Origin of the sequence: Cohnella massiliensis, from assembly GCF_900169535.1 — a bacterium.
In the GTDB taxonomy this organism is placed as follows: Bacteria; Bacillota; Bacilli; order Paenibacillales; family Paenibacillaceae; genus Cohnella; species Cohnella algarum.
On record NZ_LT821259.1, the window covers coordinates 2,331,079 to 2,344,982 of the forward strand.

General features: G+C 56.9%; 13 protein-coding genes. 6 read left to right on the forward strand and 7 right to left on the reverse strand.

What is annotated here, in order from left to right; all coding sequences use genetic code 11:
- Positions 1-8: 8 nt before the first annotated feature.
- The 5 genes from B7E11_RS31050 to rlmN all read right to left on the reverse strand — a co-directional run bounded on the left by B7E11_RS31050 (position 9) and on the right by rlmN (position 3,882).
- Positions 9-389 carry a LytTR family transcriptional regulator DNA-binding domain-containing protein gene (locus tag B7E11_RS31050; protein WP_080839758.1) on the reverse strand — a complete coding sequence of 127 codons (381 nt, stop codon included), beginning with the start codon at positions 387-389 and terminating at the stop codon, positions 9-11.
- Between the two features lie 124 nt (positions 390-513).
- Positions 514-999 (reverse strand): accessory gene regulator B family protein, encoded by a 486-nt coding sequence (locus B7E11_RS24615; RefSeq protein WP_176220889.1) that lies wholly within the window; start codon positions 997-999, stop codon positions 514-516.
- A gap of 28 nt (positions 1,000-1,027) precedes the next feature.
- Entirely contained in the window at positions 1,028-1,714 is a 687-nt protein-coding gene (locus B7E11_RS24620; protein WP_080839762.1) for a hypothetical protein, read from the reverse strand.
- 126 nt (positions 1,715-1,840) lie between these two features.
- Positions 1,841-2,740, reverse strand: coding sequence for an immunoglobulin-like domain-containing protein (locus B7E11_RS24625; protein WP_080839764.1), 900 nt, complete (start codon positions 2,738-2,740; stop codon positions 1,841-1,843).
- A 59-nt stretch (positions 2,741-2,799) separates the two neighbouring features.
- Positions 2,800-3,882, reverse strand: a complete 1,083-nt coding sequence (gene rlmN / locus B7E11_RS24630; protein WP_080839766.1) for a dual-specificity RNA methyltransferase RlmN — start codon at positions 3,880-3,882, stop codon at positions 2,800-2,802.
- Between the two features lie 181 nt (positions 3,883-4,063).
- Here rlmN and B7E11_RS24635 point away from each other — a divergent pair, with 181 nt between their 5' ends.
- Together B7E11_RS24635 and B7E11_RS24640 are read left to right on the forward strand one after the other, a co-directional pair.
- Positions 4,064-5,443 (forward strand): hypothetical protein, encoded by a 1,380-nt coding sequence (locus B7E11_RS24635; protein WP_245809817.1) that lies wholly within the window; start codon positions 4,064-4,066, stop codon positions 5,441-5,443.
- A 175-nt stretch (positions 5,444-5,618) separates the two neighbouring features.
- Positions 5,619-6,635: an LLM class flavin-dependent oxidoreductase gene (locus tag B7E11_RS24640; protein ID WP_080839769.1), complete on the forward strand. Its 1,017-nt coding sequence runs from the start codon at positions 5,619-5,621 to the stop codon at positions 6,633-6,635.
- A 62-nt stretch (positions 6,636-6,697) separates the two neighbouring features.
- Here the strand turns inward: B7E11_RS24640 and B7E11_RS24645 are convergent, their stop codons facing one another.
- A complete protein-coding gene (locus B7E11_RS24645) occupies positions 6,698-8,140 on the reverse strand; it encodes a nicotinate phosphoribosyltransferase (protein ID WP_080839771.1) in 1,443 nt (480 codons plus the stop codon).
- Between the two features lie 113 nt (positions 8,141-8,253).
- On the opposite strand from B7E11_RS24645, the gene B7E11_RS24650 reads away from it, so the two are divergent.
- Complete coding sequence (locus B7E11_RS24650) at positions 8,254-8,592, forward strand: helix-turn-helix domain-containing protein (protein ID WP_080839773.1); 339 nt, start codon at positions 8,254-8,256, stop codon at positions 8,590-8,592.
- A 128-nt stretch (positions 8,593-8,720) separates the two neighbouring features.
- Here the strand turns inward: B7E11_RS24650 and B7E11_RS24655 are convergent, their stop codons facing one another.
- Positions 8,721-10,793 (reverse strand): sensor histidine kinase, encoded by a 2,073-nt coding sequence (locus B7E11_RS24655; protein ID WP_080839775.1) that lies wholly within the window; start codon positions 10,791-10,793, stop codon positions 8,721-8,723.
- 122 nt (positions 10,794-10,915) lie between these two features.
- Here B7E11_RS24655 and B7E11_RS24660 point away from each other — a divergent pair, with 122 nt between their 5' ends.
- The 3 genes from B7E11_RS24660 to B7E11_RS24670 are packed head-to-tail and all read left to right on the forward strand — an operon-like array spanning position 10,916 to position 13,902.
- The gene (locus tag B7E11_RS24660; protein ID WP_245809818.1) at positions 10,916-11,629 is read left to right on the forward strand and encodes a response regulator transcription factor; all 714 of its coding nucleotides are present in this window, start codon (positions 10,916-10,918) and stop codon (positions 11,627-11,629) included.
- A 21-nt stretch (positions 11,630-11,650) separates the two neighbouring features.
- Positions 11,651-12,520, forward strand: coding sequence for a class I SAM-dependent methyltransferase (locus B7E11_RS24665; RefSeq protein WP_080839779.1), 870 nt, complete (start codon positions 11,651-11,653; stop codon positions 12,518-12,520).
- 32 nt (positions 12,521-12,552) lie between these two features.
- Positions 12,553-13,902 carry a CapA family protein gene (locus B7E11_RS24670; RefSeq protein WP_080839781.1) on the forward strand — a complete coding sequence of 450 codons (1,350 nt, stop codon included), beginning with the start codon at positions 12,553-12,555 and terminating at the stop codon, positions 13,900-13,902.
- Positions 13,903-13,904: the final 2 nt, after the last annotated feature.

Below are 13,904 nucleotides of genomic sequence, written 5' to 3' on the forward strand. Positions count from 1 at the left end.
AAGCGAGACTAAAGCGTCCCGCTTTTGATTATTCGGACTTCCGGATAATATTTTTGCAGACGGGGAATGTTGACTCGGGCTATCGGGCAGAAAACGCCTTCCGCTTCCGCGCCGAAATGAATTTGTTGCAAATCGCTGAAAATGAAATCAATTTTTCGGGCATTGGCCAAAACGCCTCGATCGACCTCTTCGAAGCCGGTGCCGTCAAGAAGTATTCTCCAATCCTGCAACGTCGATTGCAAAGTATATTCCCTACGGTGAATCCCGTAAAAATGAATGCACTTTCCGATAACCCGCAAAAAAAGCAAGTGTTCGAGCGGCAACAAAATGCGAACGCCCCTGTCGTGTTTGCTTTCTTTATAGATTACCGGGATTGAGAATAATTCCATGCCCCCACCTTATTCAGCGTCTTCAACGTCGGGATTACCGTAAAAAAATTTGGAAACTACGAGGAAAATCGCCGAGACAGATAAAAATAACGACAATTTTTTCATGGTTTTTTTCAATAGCATCTTACCCTCCTCCTTTCCGCGTAATTAAAGTTAAGCTTTGAAATAACGTAGAGACTACTGCTATTTGATTCAATGCAACGAAATTAATCGTTACAAGGATCACGGAAATCCATTTGAATGCCGTTTTTTGCTTGACATTTGAAAATTTTTGCCCATGTCCGGTGGGGGCAAGAAGCAAGACGAGAGCTAAGGACACGATATTAAGGGGGATTAACCAGATTTCCTCAATAGCCGGCATCATCGCAATCCCTATGGCGACCGCTGCGGTAAAAATGACGCATGCATCCATTTGCTTAAAATGCCAGCCCCCTGAAAAATACCGCAACAAGCCTAAAACGGCCAAAGCTGCGATAGCTTCAGAAAATACGCCTAAAAAAATACCGCCGGCGGCCGTTAGCATAATAATGAAGATCATGCTGATCCAAAGCATAAGAGCAAAACGCAGCGTGCGTTCCGATACGCTCGGATCCGCTCCGTTTCTTTTCATATATCGGGCACCAGTTATCGATATATGCTCAACGATTCCAGTTTTGATCCGCATACTCTTGATCTTTCCTTTGTATCGTGGTTAATAGAATTGTCGAGACGATCAGCAAAACGACCAGCAAGAAAATGAACCATTCGAGATTGGAAAGCGAGTACCACGCGTAGGCGACGCTCATGGAAATCATGGAAAGAAAAGATGCCAGGCTTACAACGATTAATCTCTGACTCATTCGGCTCCAGTGAAACGGACTGTTCCGAGAAGTCGGAATAAACAAAAACCCAATTCTGTTTCTTTGAAAATAACTGCCTAGTACATAACAAACCAACGCGCAAAACACTTGAACCGAATAGATTTCGAAGCTCGTCTTGTCATCGAGAGAGGCTGAAGAAGCCGCTCCCGTCGCTATGGTCAACATGATGACGACTCCTTGAAAAACAGCGTACACAATGCTGAATGAACATAAAATAAAGCTCCAGATCAGAGGCGTATCAAACAGTAACCAAAAACAAAGCGCAAGGCATAACATCTGAATCATCGGAGCAAGCGGTATATCATAATGAATCATCAAGACGTAGGAAAACAGCGAACAGACAATGGAAGTAAATACGATTTGCGGCCAATAATGGGATACGGTGTAACGAAACAAAGCTAAAATAACGACGATTACGCCGATGTACTCGATTACGGAAATAGAGATAAATGCCAACGAAGACACGTTTACCCTCCGAATGACATAATTTTCATCGCCTTTCGTTCAAAATTAGTATAACCCAAATTTTAGTAGGGCGGGAGATGGTATTTTAAAAAAATCAAATCTTTCATATGTGACTAGCGGATCACGCTATTCGACCCGAAACTCGGCGTTCAGCGTTCGTTCGATCGGGGTCCCCATTCCTTCCACCGTTTTGGAGACGCGGTAAATCCCCGGCGCCAGATTCGCGATCCGAATCGATTGTTCCCAGGTCAGCCCGGAGGAAAGCTGAATTCCGATCGCGGGAACTCCCGTGTTTTCTCTCGCCGGCACCCCGGTCCACCCGTCTTCCCCGTCGCGCTCTAGCCGATAATCCAACCCGTAGAACAATGTCGTCCGGCCGCGATTGACAAGCCTAACGACGATTTCGGCGTCGGCCGGATAAACGGCGCGATCCAACGCAAGATCGGCCGCGACTTCCTGAACGGGGACTTCGACGACGCTTGCCGCCGTATCTTCCACCGTCGAACCATGCAGAATTTCCACCGAAAAATAATAGCGGACACCCGCCTTTTCCGGAAGCTTCACCCTGAAGCCGGTATAGCCGTTCCAGGAATCGAGATTTTTCAAGCTCTCTTCGACCGTTCGCACGTAAGCGTCGTTCCTGTCCCTCTCCGTCAATTTGTAGCGTACCGCGCGATCCGCCAATTCGCTCGTTTTGCCCGGTTCGACCGCCTGAACCCAGGCTTCCGCCGGCTCCCCCGGCCGCTTGAAGCCAGCCGAGATCGAAACGCCGATACCGCCTCCCGTTATCCACTTGCCGGTCGGCGCTTGAAATTCGCCGTAATCGGGCTCGAAGCTATGCGGCTCCGTTTCTCCCGAAACGACTTCTCCCATCGAAATCGGCGAATGATAGCCGACAACCGTTTCCTCTTCCGGTGCGGCGGCCCGGCCGTTCGAGCAGCCCGACGCCGCGAGCAGCGCGAAAGCCAGCGCCAGGAAAGGCATCGGCGCTGTTGTCCGGAAAAAAGAAAACTTTCGGCTCGACATAAAAAAGGCCTCCTTCCATCATGTTTACACGACGAGAAGAAGACCCTTAAAGTTGCATTTTAGCCGACGATTTGACGCTCCCGTTCGGTCCCGTTTCGCATCTGCTTGCTTCGCAGCTGCCCGCATGCGGCGTCGATATCCGTCCCGTGCTCAATGCGCACGGTACAGTTGACGCCCCGTTTTTTCAGCGTGTCGTAAAACGCGCGCACGGACTCCTGCTCGCTGCGCTGGTATTGACTGTGCTCGTCGACCGGATTGTACGGAATGAGATTGACCGTGACCTGCTTGACGCGATGCCCGATCAAATCCGCAAGCTCGGCGGCATGCTCTTTGCGGTCATTGACGTCGCGAAGCAAAATGTATTCGAGCGTTATTTTCCGGTTCGAGCGCTCCAGGTAATAATCGACCGCCGGCATCAGCTTCTCGAGCGGAATGGCGCGGTTGATTTTCATAATTTTCGTCCGCAGTTCGTCGTTCGGCGCATGCAGGGACAGCGCCAGGTTCACCTGCAAATCGCTGTCCGCGAATTCGACGATTTTGTCCGCAAGTCCGCTGGTCGAAACCGTAATGTGGCGGGGACCGATCGCAAGCCCTTTCGGATGCTTGACGATCCGCACGAAGCCGGACATATTCGCAAAGTTGTCGAACGGCTCGCCGATGCCCATCACGACGACGTGCGTCACGTTTTCCCCCTTGCCCGCCCGGTCCAAAAAGAACTGGACGTTCATCACTTGCTCCACGATTTCGCCGGCGGACAAATCGCGGCTTTTGGCGAGCAGGCCGCTTGCGCAGAAGCTGCAGCCGATATTGCACCCGACCTGCGTCGTGACGCAGACCGACAGTCCGAACTTATGCCGCATCAGCACCGTTTCGATCAAGTGACCGTCGGCCAGCCGGAACAAAAACTTGACCGTTCCGTCCGCCGATTGCTGTTTCGTATGCTCGTTCATCGACCGCAGGAAAAAATGTTCGCCCAGCAGGCGCGCGCATTCCTCGTTGACGTCCGCCATTTCGGCGAAGGACGCCGCTCGCTGGCGGTACAGCCCTTCCCAAACCCGGGAAGCGCGGTGCTTCTTGTGTCCCCGTTCCGCCAGCCAGGCCGCAAGCTCGTCGTATGTCAATCCGTAAACGGACGTTCTCATGTTCGTTTAACCTCTTTTCCGTTGATGCTCCGCCTTTTATTGTCCCAGATTTTTTATCTTTAAACAAGTGAAACGCAGGTGAAAGAAATGCTCACATGATTATTGACACTTGCGGTGCCCGGTGCTAAGATCATTTCAATTCATACATATCTACTAGGATTTAATTCGAGGAGGAATGGTCTTGTACAACAAATCCGTTTTATGGCCGAAGCTGGGACTGGCCGCTTTTCTGTCCGTTGCCGTCGCGCTGCCCGGAACGGCGGCCAGTGCCGCCTCTCCCGCCCCCGTGCAGTTCATCGCCGCCAAGGCCGAGCCGCAGGAAAGCCCCGCGGATTACGCCCTGTTTTTGAAGGACAAGCTCGGCATCTCGCTTCCCGAAACCGTTACGAAGGGCAGCTTCGTTTCGGCCGTCGCCGAAGCGCTCGCTCTCGTCCCTTCCGGCGAAGCCGTAGCGTTCGCCGACCTGGACTCGTCCAGCGCATACTATCCGGCCGCGGCCGCGCTGTACGAGAACGGAATCATCTCGTCCGGCTCCGTCCAGGCGGAAAAGGCGCTTAGCGCGGTCGGCGCCGTTCAGCTGGCGCTGAAAGCCGCAGGCCTCAAAGAGCTGGCGTACACGTATCCCGAGTCGAAGGTGAGCAAGGCGCTTGCCAAGCTGAATTTGTCCGTCGGCGTCGTCGGCCTGCAGGGAGGACAAGAACTCGCGGCCGCGGTGGATACCGGATTGCTGCCGGAAGCTTTTTACGATCAGATCCGGCCGAAAGCCGCCGCTTCCCCTTCGCTGTCCTCCGTGCTCCTCGGCAAAGCGCTGGAAGCGAAAGGGCTGTACAAGCATTACCTCGGCTACGCGAGCGACGACGACATTTACGTCAAGCTGAACGACGCGTACCGCGCTTCCGATATCATCAAGTCGCCCGAATTGCAAGCGGTCGTCGACGAAGCGCTGAAGCAGGACCTCGTCACGGGCTACAACCTGAAGGACAGCCGCTACGACGCCAATTTCGTCGACTCTCTCGCGCTCGTCTACGGCCACTCCGATCTGACGCACGCGATTCAATTGATCGGGCTGTTTCGCAGCGAAGGCATCGAGGCCAAGATCCAGTTCGAGCCGAAAACGTCCGCCTTCATTTATTTGCAGGAATGGGGAGATCCCGGCGTATCCGACCTCTACGAAGTCGTTCAAATCGAAAACGGCAACTACATTCAATACGCCAAAGAATACGACATCGCCTTCGAATTCGAAAACGAAGCCGACAAAGCCCGCTTTAACGACATCGTGCTCGCCTATGCCAAGAAAAACAGCGACGATCAAAGCGGCCTGATCGCAAGCTCCTGGTGGCAGCCTCTGTATTATTCGCTGACGGAGCTTCCCGATTACCCGATCATTACGAACAACAAAATCGAAAACGGCCATTACTACGCGCAATCGTTTTCCCTGAAGGAAGATTCGGCCGACATTTCCGGCGCCTTCAAGCAAATCGATCCGAACGTCCGCGTCATCAACTACGACTTTTGGGTCGACGCCCCGTTTTACCGTTATTTGAACGGAGAGTCTTCCTGATCGGCTTAGACCGGCCGAACCGAACGACAAACCCAAAAAACGCCCTCCGGTCTCGCTCTGGCGAGCCGAGAGGGCGTTTTTTTCGGCTTCATCATTTGACACCGGATCGGACAAACTCTACAATGAAATCATTGTTAGTTCGATAAACGTCAAACATTAGCCGGGGTGAACGAGGATGTCATTGAAGCTCGGAATATTGGATCAGGCGCATATCAGCCAAGGGCGCGACGCTTCGCAAACGCTGCAGGAGACGTCCTTGCTCGCGCAGGAAGGGGAACGGCTCGGCTACAACCGGTTCTGGGTTACGGAACATCACTCGATGAAGGCGCTCGCCTCCTCCAGTCCCGAAGTGCTGATCGCCCACGTCGCCGCGAAAACGGAAACGATCAAAGTCGGTTCCGGCGGCGTCATGCTGTCTCATTACAGCGCCTATAAAGTCGCCGAAAACTTCCGGCTGCTCGAAGCGCTTTATCCCGGCCGCATCGATTTGGGGCTCGGCCGCGCCCCCGGAGGCATGCCGCTTTCCACGCGGGCGCTTCAGGAGGGCAAGCGGATGGATATCGACAACTATCCGACCCAAGTCGAAGATTTGACCGCCTATTTGCACGATGCCTTGCCGAGAGAGCACCGGTTCGCCGGTTTGCTCGCCTCGCCGTCGGTCGAAACGGCGCCCGAGCTGTGGCTGCTCGGCTCCAGCTACGGCAGCGCGCAAATCGCCGCGGAGCAGGGAACGGCCTATGCTTACGCCCAATTTTTCGGCGTTCCGGGCAGCGAAGCGTCGCTGCGGATTTACCGCGATTCGTTCAAGCCGTCCATCCTGAACAAGGAGCCGAAGACGCTCGCGGCCGTGCTCGTCATCTGCGCCGATACGGACGAAGAAGCCGACAAGCTCGCCACCGGCGCCGATCTGTTCTTCCTGTCGCTGGAGCAAGGGAAGCTGTTGTCCGCTTTCCCGTCCCTGGAAGCGTCGACGAACTACCCGTACACCGACTACGACCGCGAACGCATTCGTTCCACCCGCGAAAACCGCATCGTCGGTTCTCCGGAAACGGTTAAAACCAAACTGCTCGCCATGAGCGAGCGGCTCGGCGTCGACGAGTTTCTGATCGTGACGATGACGCACGACTTCGAAGCCCGGCTTCGCTCCTACCGTCTCGTCGCCGAAGCGTTCGGCCTCGCCGCTAAAGCCTGACCCAAGCTGCCGAAGGCTGCTCCGCCGGCAAACGCGCCCGGCGCGGGCAGCCTCGTTTCGTTTTAGAGCCGATGCTCGCGGATCAGCTCCATTTTCCGGTTCCAGACGGCCGGGCTCAAATCCACCGGGTACGGGGCCGGATTCAGCTTGCGCAGCGTCTCCGGCCAAAATAACGCCAGCTGCCGGCGGTGAAATTCGCGAATGGCGGCAAGGTCCGGGAGCTCGTACAGCTGCGTCCCTCGTTCGAAAATGCGCGTAAGCAACGGAATCGCTTCGTAGCGCTCGACGGTTTGCCGCATGTACGGGTGCACCGGATCGAACAGCTCGAGCGGTTTCCCCTCGCGCGCATCCGTTTCCCCGACGAATGCCACATAGTCGGCCATCGCTTTGCCCGTGCGGGGATCGACGATCCGGCAGACGTCCTTCGCTCCGGGCGTCGACACTTTTTCCGGGTTGCCGGAAATTTTGATGACCGGCTCCCACTTCCCGTCCCGCTCCCGCGCGACGAGCTTGTAGACGCAGCCGAGCGACGGCTGGTCGGCCGCGGTTATGAGCCGGGTTCCGATTCCCCAGCTGTCGATGCGAGCCCCCTGCGCCTTCAGCTCGGCGATCAGATGCTCGTCCAGCTCGTTCGAGGCGACGATCTTCACGTCGCCCAGCCCGGCTTCGTCGAGCATCGCGCGGGCGGCTTTGGACAAGTACGCCAGATCTCCGCTGTCCAACCGGATCGCGCGCAGCTTTTTGCCTTCGGCCGCCAGCCGCTCCGCCGTCCGAATCGCGTTCGGGACCCCGCTTTTTAACGTATCGTACGTATCGACAAGCAGCGTCACCTGGTTCGGCAGCGCGGCCGCGAATTTGTCGAACGCCTCCTGCTCGCTCGCATGATGCTGCACCCACGCATGGGCATGCGTCCCCGATGACGGAATGCCGAACATCATCCCGGCACGCATATTGGACGTGGCGTCGAACCCGGCGATGTAAGCCGCTCTCGCCCCCCACACCGCCGCGTCCGCCTCCTGCGCCCTCCGGCTGCCGAATTCCATGAGCGCATCCCCGGGAGCGGCCAATCGGATTCGGGCGGCTTTCGTCGCGACCAGCGTTTGATAGCCGATAAAATTGAGCAGGGCCGTTTCCAGCAATTGGGCTTCGAAAACGGGGGCCTCCACCCGAACGAGCGGTTCGTTGGCGAACACGACGGCGCCTTCCTCGGCCGCCCACAAATGGCCGGTAAAGCGAAACGTTCGCAGCAGCTCGAGAAATTCGGGATCGTATCCTTCCTCTTGGCTCGCCAAATATGCGATCTCCTCTTCGTTGAAACGCAGACCGTTTATATAGGAAACGAGCCTTTCCAGCCCGGCGAACACGGCAAACCCGTTGCCGAACGGCAGCTTGCGAAAATACGCTTCGAACGCGACCCGGTCCCGATGGGAGCCGTTGCGCCAGTGAGCGTACATCATATTGATTTGATACTTGTCCGTATGAAGCGTCAAGTTTTCCGGTTTCATAGGCAGCCTCCCGAATTATCGACTTGACATGATACGTTTTGTATCATAAATTAGAATAGAAAACTTGGCGATCCGCCGTCTTAATTTTAAGATGCAAGGAGATCGATGTTCAAATGACCATGGGACACCGCCTGCGGGAGCTAAGGCTGAATCGGAGCCTCTCGCAAGAAGAAGTGGCGCGGCATATCGGCATTACCCGCTCGGCCTACAGTCATTACGAGATCAACAATCGCCAGCCCGTCTATGAAACGCTGATCAAACTAGCCGAATTTTTCGACGTGTCGCTTGACTACATTATTGGCGGAAACCCTTCCTCGCATCCCGAAGACGGGACGCTTTCGGCGGACTCGCAAGAGGTCCTTCGCTTGCTGAAAAAAATGAACCAGGAGCAGCGCAAGCAATCGATCGGCATGCTGACGGACATGGTCAACAAGGAGCGGGTTAACGGCTGAAGCCGGCGCCCGTCGGTTCAGGAATGTTTTCTCTTGAGCGCCAGCGCCCCCGCATAGACGCAGATAAGTCCAAGCAAGTACCCCTCGGCAATATCCGTCGCCTTATGAACGGGAAAAATGAAGCCGGCTCAGGAAGCCCCTCTCTCCGATAATTTCGCAAGCGGCAAATAAATCCGGAAGACACAGCCCCCGCCCTCCAGGTTCGCCGCCGTAATCCGGCCGTCGTGCATTTCGACGATTTCGCGGGCGATGGAAAGCCCGAGGCCGCTTCCGCCGGAAGAAGAATGACGGGATTTGTTGTTTTTGTAAAACCTTTCGAATATATAAGGCAAATCGTCCGGTTGAATGCCGCTGCCCGTATCCGCGACGCTCAGCACCGCTTCCCGGCGATTGCCGGACAAGCCGAACGACAGCGTAATCGTTCCGCCGGCCGGCGTATGGCGAACGGCGTTATAGATCAAATTCGAAAACACGCGGTCCATCCGGTGCTCGTCGATGAAGACCCGCACATGTTCCTCTTCCGCTCCCGCTTCCAAAACGGCGCGAAACTCGAAGCCCTTGTCCTTCAGGTCCAGCTCGTATTCCTCGGTCAGCCGCTTATGCCAATGCGCAAGCCGGACGGGCCCGTAGGACATGCGCGCCTTCCGCGCTTCGAGCATCGAGAGCTCGAACAAATCGTGAATCAAATTGCTGAGACCTTCCACTTTGGACAGCATCGAGCGGACGATTTTGTCTTTTTGCTTTTCTTCGGTGATGATTCCGTCCCGCAGCGCCTCCAAATACCCTTGAAGCAGCGTGATCGGCGTCCGCAGATCGTGGGAAATGTTGCTGATCAGCCGTCTGCGCGACAGTTCCAGCCGCTCCAAATCCCGGTACGAGCTTTCAAGCTGCTCGGTCCGCTCGGCGATTCGTTCCTCAAGCCGATTGTTCCATTCGCGGAGTTCGAAAGACATCTGCTCCGCCCGCACGTAGGTGCGCGACAACCGAAGCGAAATGCTGAACGAGTTCATCATGATCAGAAACAGCAGTCCGAAGGAAACCAAATCGAGCGAGCGCCAAAAACCGTTGTAAATCAGAATATCGTTCAAAATCGTGGCGAGAAGCCCGGCGACGCCGACCAAAGACAGCCATGCGCCTTCCCGCCGGCGTATGCCCGCCGCGACGAGCGCGGCAATCGTCGCGATCGTGAGCACAATGACGTAGCCTTGATACACCCATATGAAGGAGCTGGACTGCAAAACGGGCAACAGCCATGTACCGATCGTAAGGCCGATGCCGACAACCGACGATGCGGCCCACAATTTTCGGGAAATTTCCTGTTCGTACATTTTTTGATAGTACATGAATCCGAACAGTCCGCTGAGCACGAACGAGGAATATTCCAGTTTCGCGGCAAGCGTCCAGGTCAAGCCGAAACCGGCCTCCAGCAGCATCCCTTGGCCGATGACGCTCATTCTCAAAGCGACGAACAGGCAGAGCAGCGCGAAATAAAGGTTGGCCGTCTCCCTTGCCCGAAGAACGAACAAGCCGAGATGGTACAGCCCTATCATGAGCAGCGAGCCGAACACGATCCACTCCTGGGCGTCCTGTTTAAACTCGAACCGGTGGATTTGCGCCGCCGTGCCCATGACGAGCTCTGAGCGGATTCCGCCCTTCCGGTGATGGAAATTCGCCACTTCCAGCGTCAGTTCGGTTTTTTCGCCCTTGCTGTTGAAATAGATCGACGTCGGGAGCTGATACGGAACGGTCGATTCGGAGCCGGATTCCGGCCGTCCCCGTTCGGCGAACAGCTTGCCGTCGACGAACAGCCGCATCGAAGTCGAAAGGTTCGGCAGCCGGATCGCGACCATGCCCATTTTCGGCGGATGGAGGATCGTCAGCCGGTAAACGCCCTTCCCCCGATCGTCGATTTTCAATCCGTTTTCGAGCGTTACCCCGCCCCATGTTCCCGGCACTTTAATGAACGACGGCTCCGGCTGCTCCCCTCGCGTTAGCCAGGAAAAAGCCCATTCCCCGTTCAACGGCAGCGCTCCGTCCGATTCGAACGACCAGTTTCTCAGGTCGAGAACGCCGTTCTCCGCGAGCGGCTCTCCCTTTCCCGGCCGGTCACCGCAGCCGCCCGCCAGCAGCAAACCGGCGACCATCAGGATAAAAACGGCAAGCTTTGTTGCCGGCATCTGTCGAACGTTCAACCCCTTCATCTTCCCTCTCCCGAATAACAAGAACTTAACTCATGGTAATCGCGCATTGATTCTCCGTCAACGCTTTAAGTATAATAAATTTCGTATCGTTGCCCAGATGGGGGCGAATGGAGGAGAAGCAAGTGAGCGGGACAAGCGCCGAAATCCTTGTCGTCGACGACGAGGTCGAAATAACCGAACTGATTTCGCTGTATTTGGAGCGGGAAGGTTATGCCGTCCATTCGACGGATCGCGGCGATGAAGCCATTCGAATCGCGGAATCGATTTTTCCGGATTTGATCATATTGGACGTTTCCCTCGGGGAACCCGACGGGATCGAAGTTTGCCGAACGCTCAGGGGCGGGCCTTGCGCTCATGTCCCGATTTTGTTTTTAAGCTGCAAAAGCGAAGACGCCGATATCGTGCACGGCTTGTCCGAGGGCGGGGACGACTACATCACCAAGCCGTTCAGCCCGAGCCAGCTCGTCGCCCGCGTGAAAGCCCATATCCGTCGCAGAAGAATGCGCGAGAAACTGCCGGAGCCGACGCCGATGTCGCTCGTTTTCGGGGACCTGGCCATCGACTTGCAGCGGTTGGAAGTCAAGCTCGCCGGGGACGTGATTCCCCTTTCCGTCAAGGAATTCGAGCTGCTTACGGTGCTGGCGCGGCAGCCGGATCGCGTATTTCCGCTGGACGAATTGTACCGGCTCGTCTGGCATACCGACAGCATCGGGGACACGAGGACGCTGATGGTCCACATCAGCAACCTCCGCAAAAAAATCGAAGCCGACCCGTCGAATCCGGCATTCATTCAAACGGTGCGGGGCTTCGGCTACCGATTTAACTACAATCGATAAGAAAAGGAAGTCTACGAAAACATGCAGATAACGAAGGATTGGCAGGATTACGAGCTTTTGGACATGGGCGGCGGGGAAAAGCTGGAGCGCTGGGGCGAATTCGTGCTTCGCCGCCCCGACCCCCAGATCATCTGGCCCTTGGAGAAGGAAACGGCCGAGTGGCGCAACGCCGACGGACATTATTTCCGCAACTCCTCCGGCGGCGGGCAATGGCAGTTCCGCAAGACGCTCCCGGAAAAATGGACGATCGGCTACGGCCCGCTGAAGTTCCACATTCGGCCGACCAACTTCAAGCATACCGGCCTGTTTCCGGAGCAGGCGGTCAATTGGAAATGGATCATGGACCGGATCGCTTCGGCGAACCGCCCGATCCGCGTGCTGAATCTGTTCGCTTACACCGGCGGCGCGACCGTAGCCGCGGCAGCGGCCGGCGCGGAAGTGTGCCATGTCGACGCGGCGAAGGGGATGGTTCAGTGGGCCAAGGAGAATGCCCAGCTGTCCGGCCTCGGCGACGCTCCCGTCCGCTACATAACGGACGACGTGTTCAAATTCGTCCAGCGCGAGGAGCGCCGGGGACGGAAGTACGACGCGATCGTTATGGATCCGCCTTCTTACGGGAGGGGCCCGAACGGCGAAATGTGGAAGCTGGAAGACAGCCTGTATCCGTTTCTCCATTCGTGCCGGTCGATTTTGTCGGACAACCCGTTGTTCGTTTTAATCAACTCGTATACGACCGGCATATCCCCTACCGTCCTGCATAACCTTTTGCATATGGCGATCGGCGGCAAATACGGCGGAAAGCTGGACTGCGGCGAAATCGGCCTGCCGGCCACCCGCAGCGGACTAACGCTGCCTTGCGGAATTTACGGCCGCTGGGAAAGCGGCGAATAAAGCGGATCGGCTACGGGAGAGGAGTCCGAACGTTGCGAAATCGCATATTGCAGGTTGTCGCTTTGCTTTTCATGGCGCTGACGCTGGCCGCATGCGCGGGCTTGCGTCCGGCGTCGAATCCGCCGGACGCCCCCGCGGGATCCCCTTCGGCGTCCGCCCGACCGAGCGCATCCCCGACGGCTGCGGGCGCTTCGGCTTCGGCATCGCCGGGCTTCGCGGAAACGGCGCCGTCCGCCCCGTCCCCTTCGGGGACCTTCGGTGGCGAAGACGGCGGAACAACCGGCGAGCCCCCGCCGCCCGAGAAAGCGCCCGCCGCGACGGAAGCGAAGCTCGTGGCCGTCGGGGACGTTATGGTGCACAGTCCCCAGCTGCCGGCCTATTACGACGCTTCGACGGACGCGTACGACTTCACGCCCTGGTTCCGCGAGGTCAAGCCGCTGCTGTCCTCCGGCGATTGGACGATCGCCAACCTGGAGACCCCGCTTGCCGGAGCGGATTTGAACTATTCGGGCTATCCCCGTTTCAACGCGCCCGAGGAGCTTGCGGACGCCCTTGTCGACGCGGGCGTGCAAATCGTGTCCACGGCCAACAACCATACGCTTGACCGGGGCTTTGCCGGCCTGATGCGCACGCTGCAGAACGTTCGGCAGGCGGGGCTTATCCCGGTCGGCACGGCCGAATCCGCCTGGGCGTCCCGGCAACCCGTCATCGTCGAGCGCAATGGCATCCGGCTCGGGTTTCTGTCCTACACGTACGGGACGAACGGCATCCCGATTCCGAAGGATAAGCCTTACGCCGTCAACCTGATCTCGGAGGAGGAGATCGCCGAAGGCATCGATAAGCTCCGAGCCGAAGGGGCGGATGCGATCGCGGTCTCGCTCCACTTCGGCAACGAGTATCAACGGCAGCCGAGCGACGAGCAGCGAAGCATCGCCCGCGCGGCCATCGAGGCCGGGGCCGACATCGTGCTCGGCTCCCATCCGCACGTCGTCCAGCCGTACGAGACGATCGAAGTTCCGGACGCAAGCCGCGCGGACGGCACGCGGCGCGGCCTGATCGTCTATTCGATGGGCAACTTCATCTCGAACCAAACCGGCGACTGGAAAGACGTCGGCGTCATCATGGAAATATCCCTGAAAAAAACGAAAGCCCCGGACGGCACGGCCGTCACGGAGCTGAACGGCGTCATAGCGACGCCGACATGGGTGCTGATTCGCAAAACCGGCAAACAGCAGCTGAAAACGTACACCATCGTTCCCTTGGAGCAAACGCTTGCCGCCAAAAGCACGAAGCGGTGGAGCGCCGCGGAATACGCCCGGATGGAGCAGCTGCTGACGGGAATCCGAAAGCTGCTGCCCGCAGCCGGCGACGAAGCCGGCTAAAC

Excerpts from the sequence above, each read along its gene's own strand:
- B7E11_RS31050 (WP_080839758.1), bottom strand. The coding sequence starts at position 389 with ATGGAATTATTCTCAATCCCGGTAATCTATAAAGAAAGCAAACACGAC.
- B7E11_RS24615 (WP_176220889.1), bottom strand. The coding sequence starts at position 999 with ATGAAAAGAAACGGAGCGGATCCGAGCGTATCGGAACGCACGCTGCGT.
- B7E11_RS24625 (WP_080839764.1), bottom strand. The coding sequence starts at position 2,740 with ATGTCGAGCCGAAAGTTTTCTTTTTTCCGGACAACAGCGCCGATGCCT.
- rlmN (WP_080839766.1), bottom strand. The coding sequence starts at position 3,882 with ATGAGAACGTCCGTTTACGGATTGACATACGACGAGCTTGCGGCCTGG.
- B7E11_RS24640 (WP_080839769.1), top strand. The coding sequence starts at position 5,619 with ATGTCATTGAAGCTCGGAATATTGGATCAGGCGCATATCAGCCAAGGG.
- B7E11_RS24645 (WP_080839771.1), bottom strand. The coding sequence starts at position 8,140 with ATGAAACCGGAAAACTTGACGCTTCATACGGACAAGTATCAAATCAAT.
- B7E11_RS24650 (WP_080839773.1), top strand. The coding sequence starts at position 8,254 with ATGACCATGGGACACCGCCTGCGGGAGCTAAGGCTGAATCGGAGCCTC.
- B7E11_RS24655 (WP_080839775.1), bottom strand. The coding sequence starts at position 10,793 with ATGAAGGGGTTGAACGTTCGACAGATGCCGGCAACAAAGCTTGCCGTT.
- B7E11_RS24665 (WP_080839779.1), top strand. The coding sequence starts at position 11,651 with ATGCAGATAACGAAGGATTGGCAGGATTACGAGCTTTTGGACATGGGC.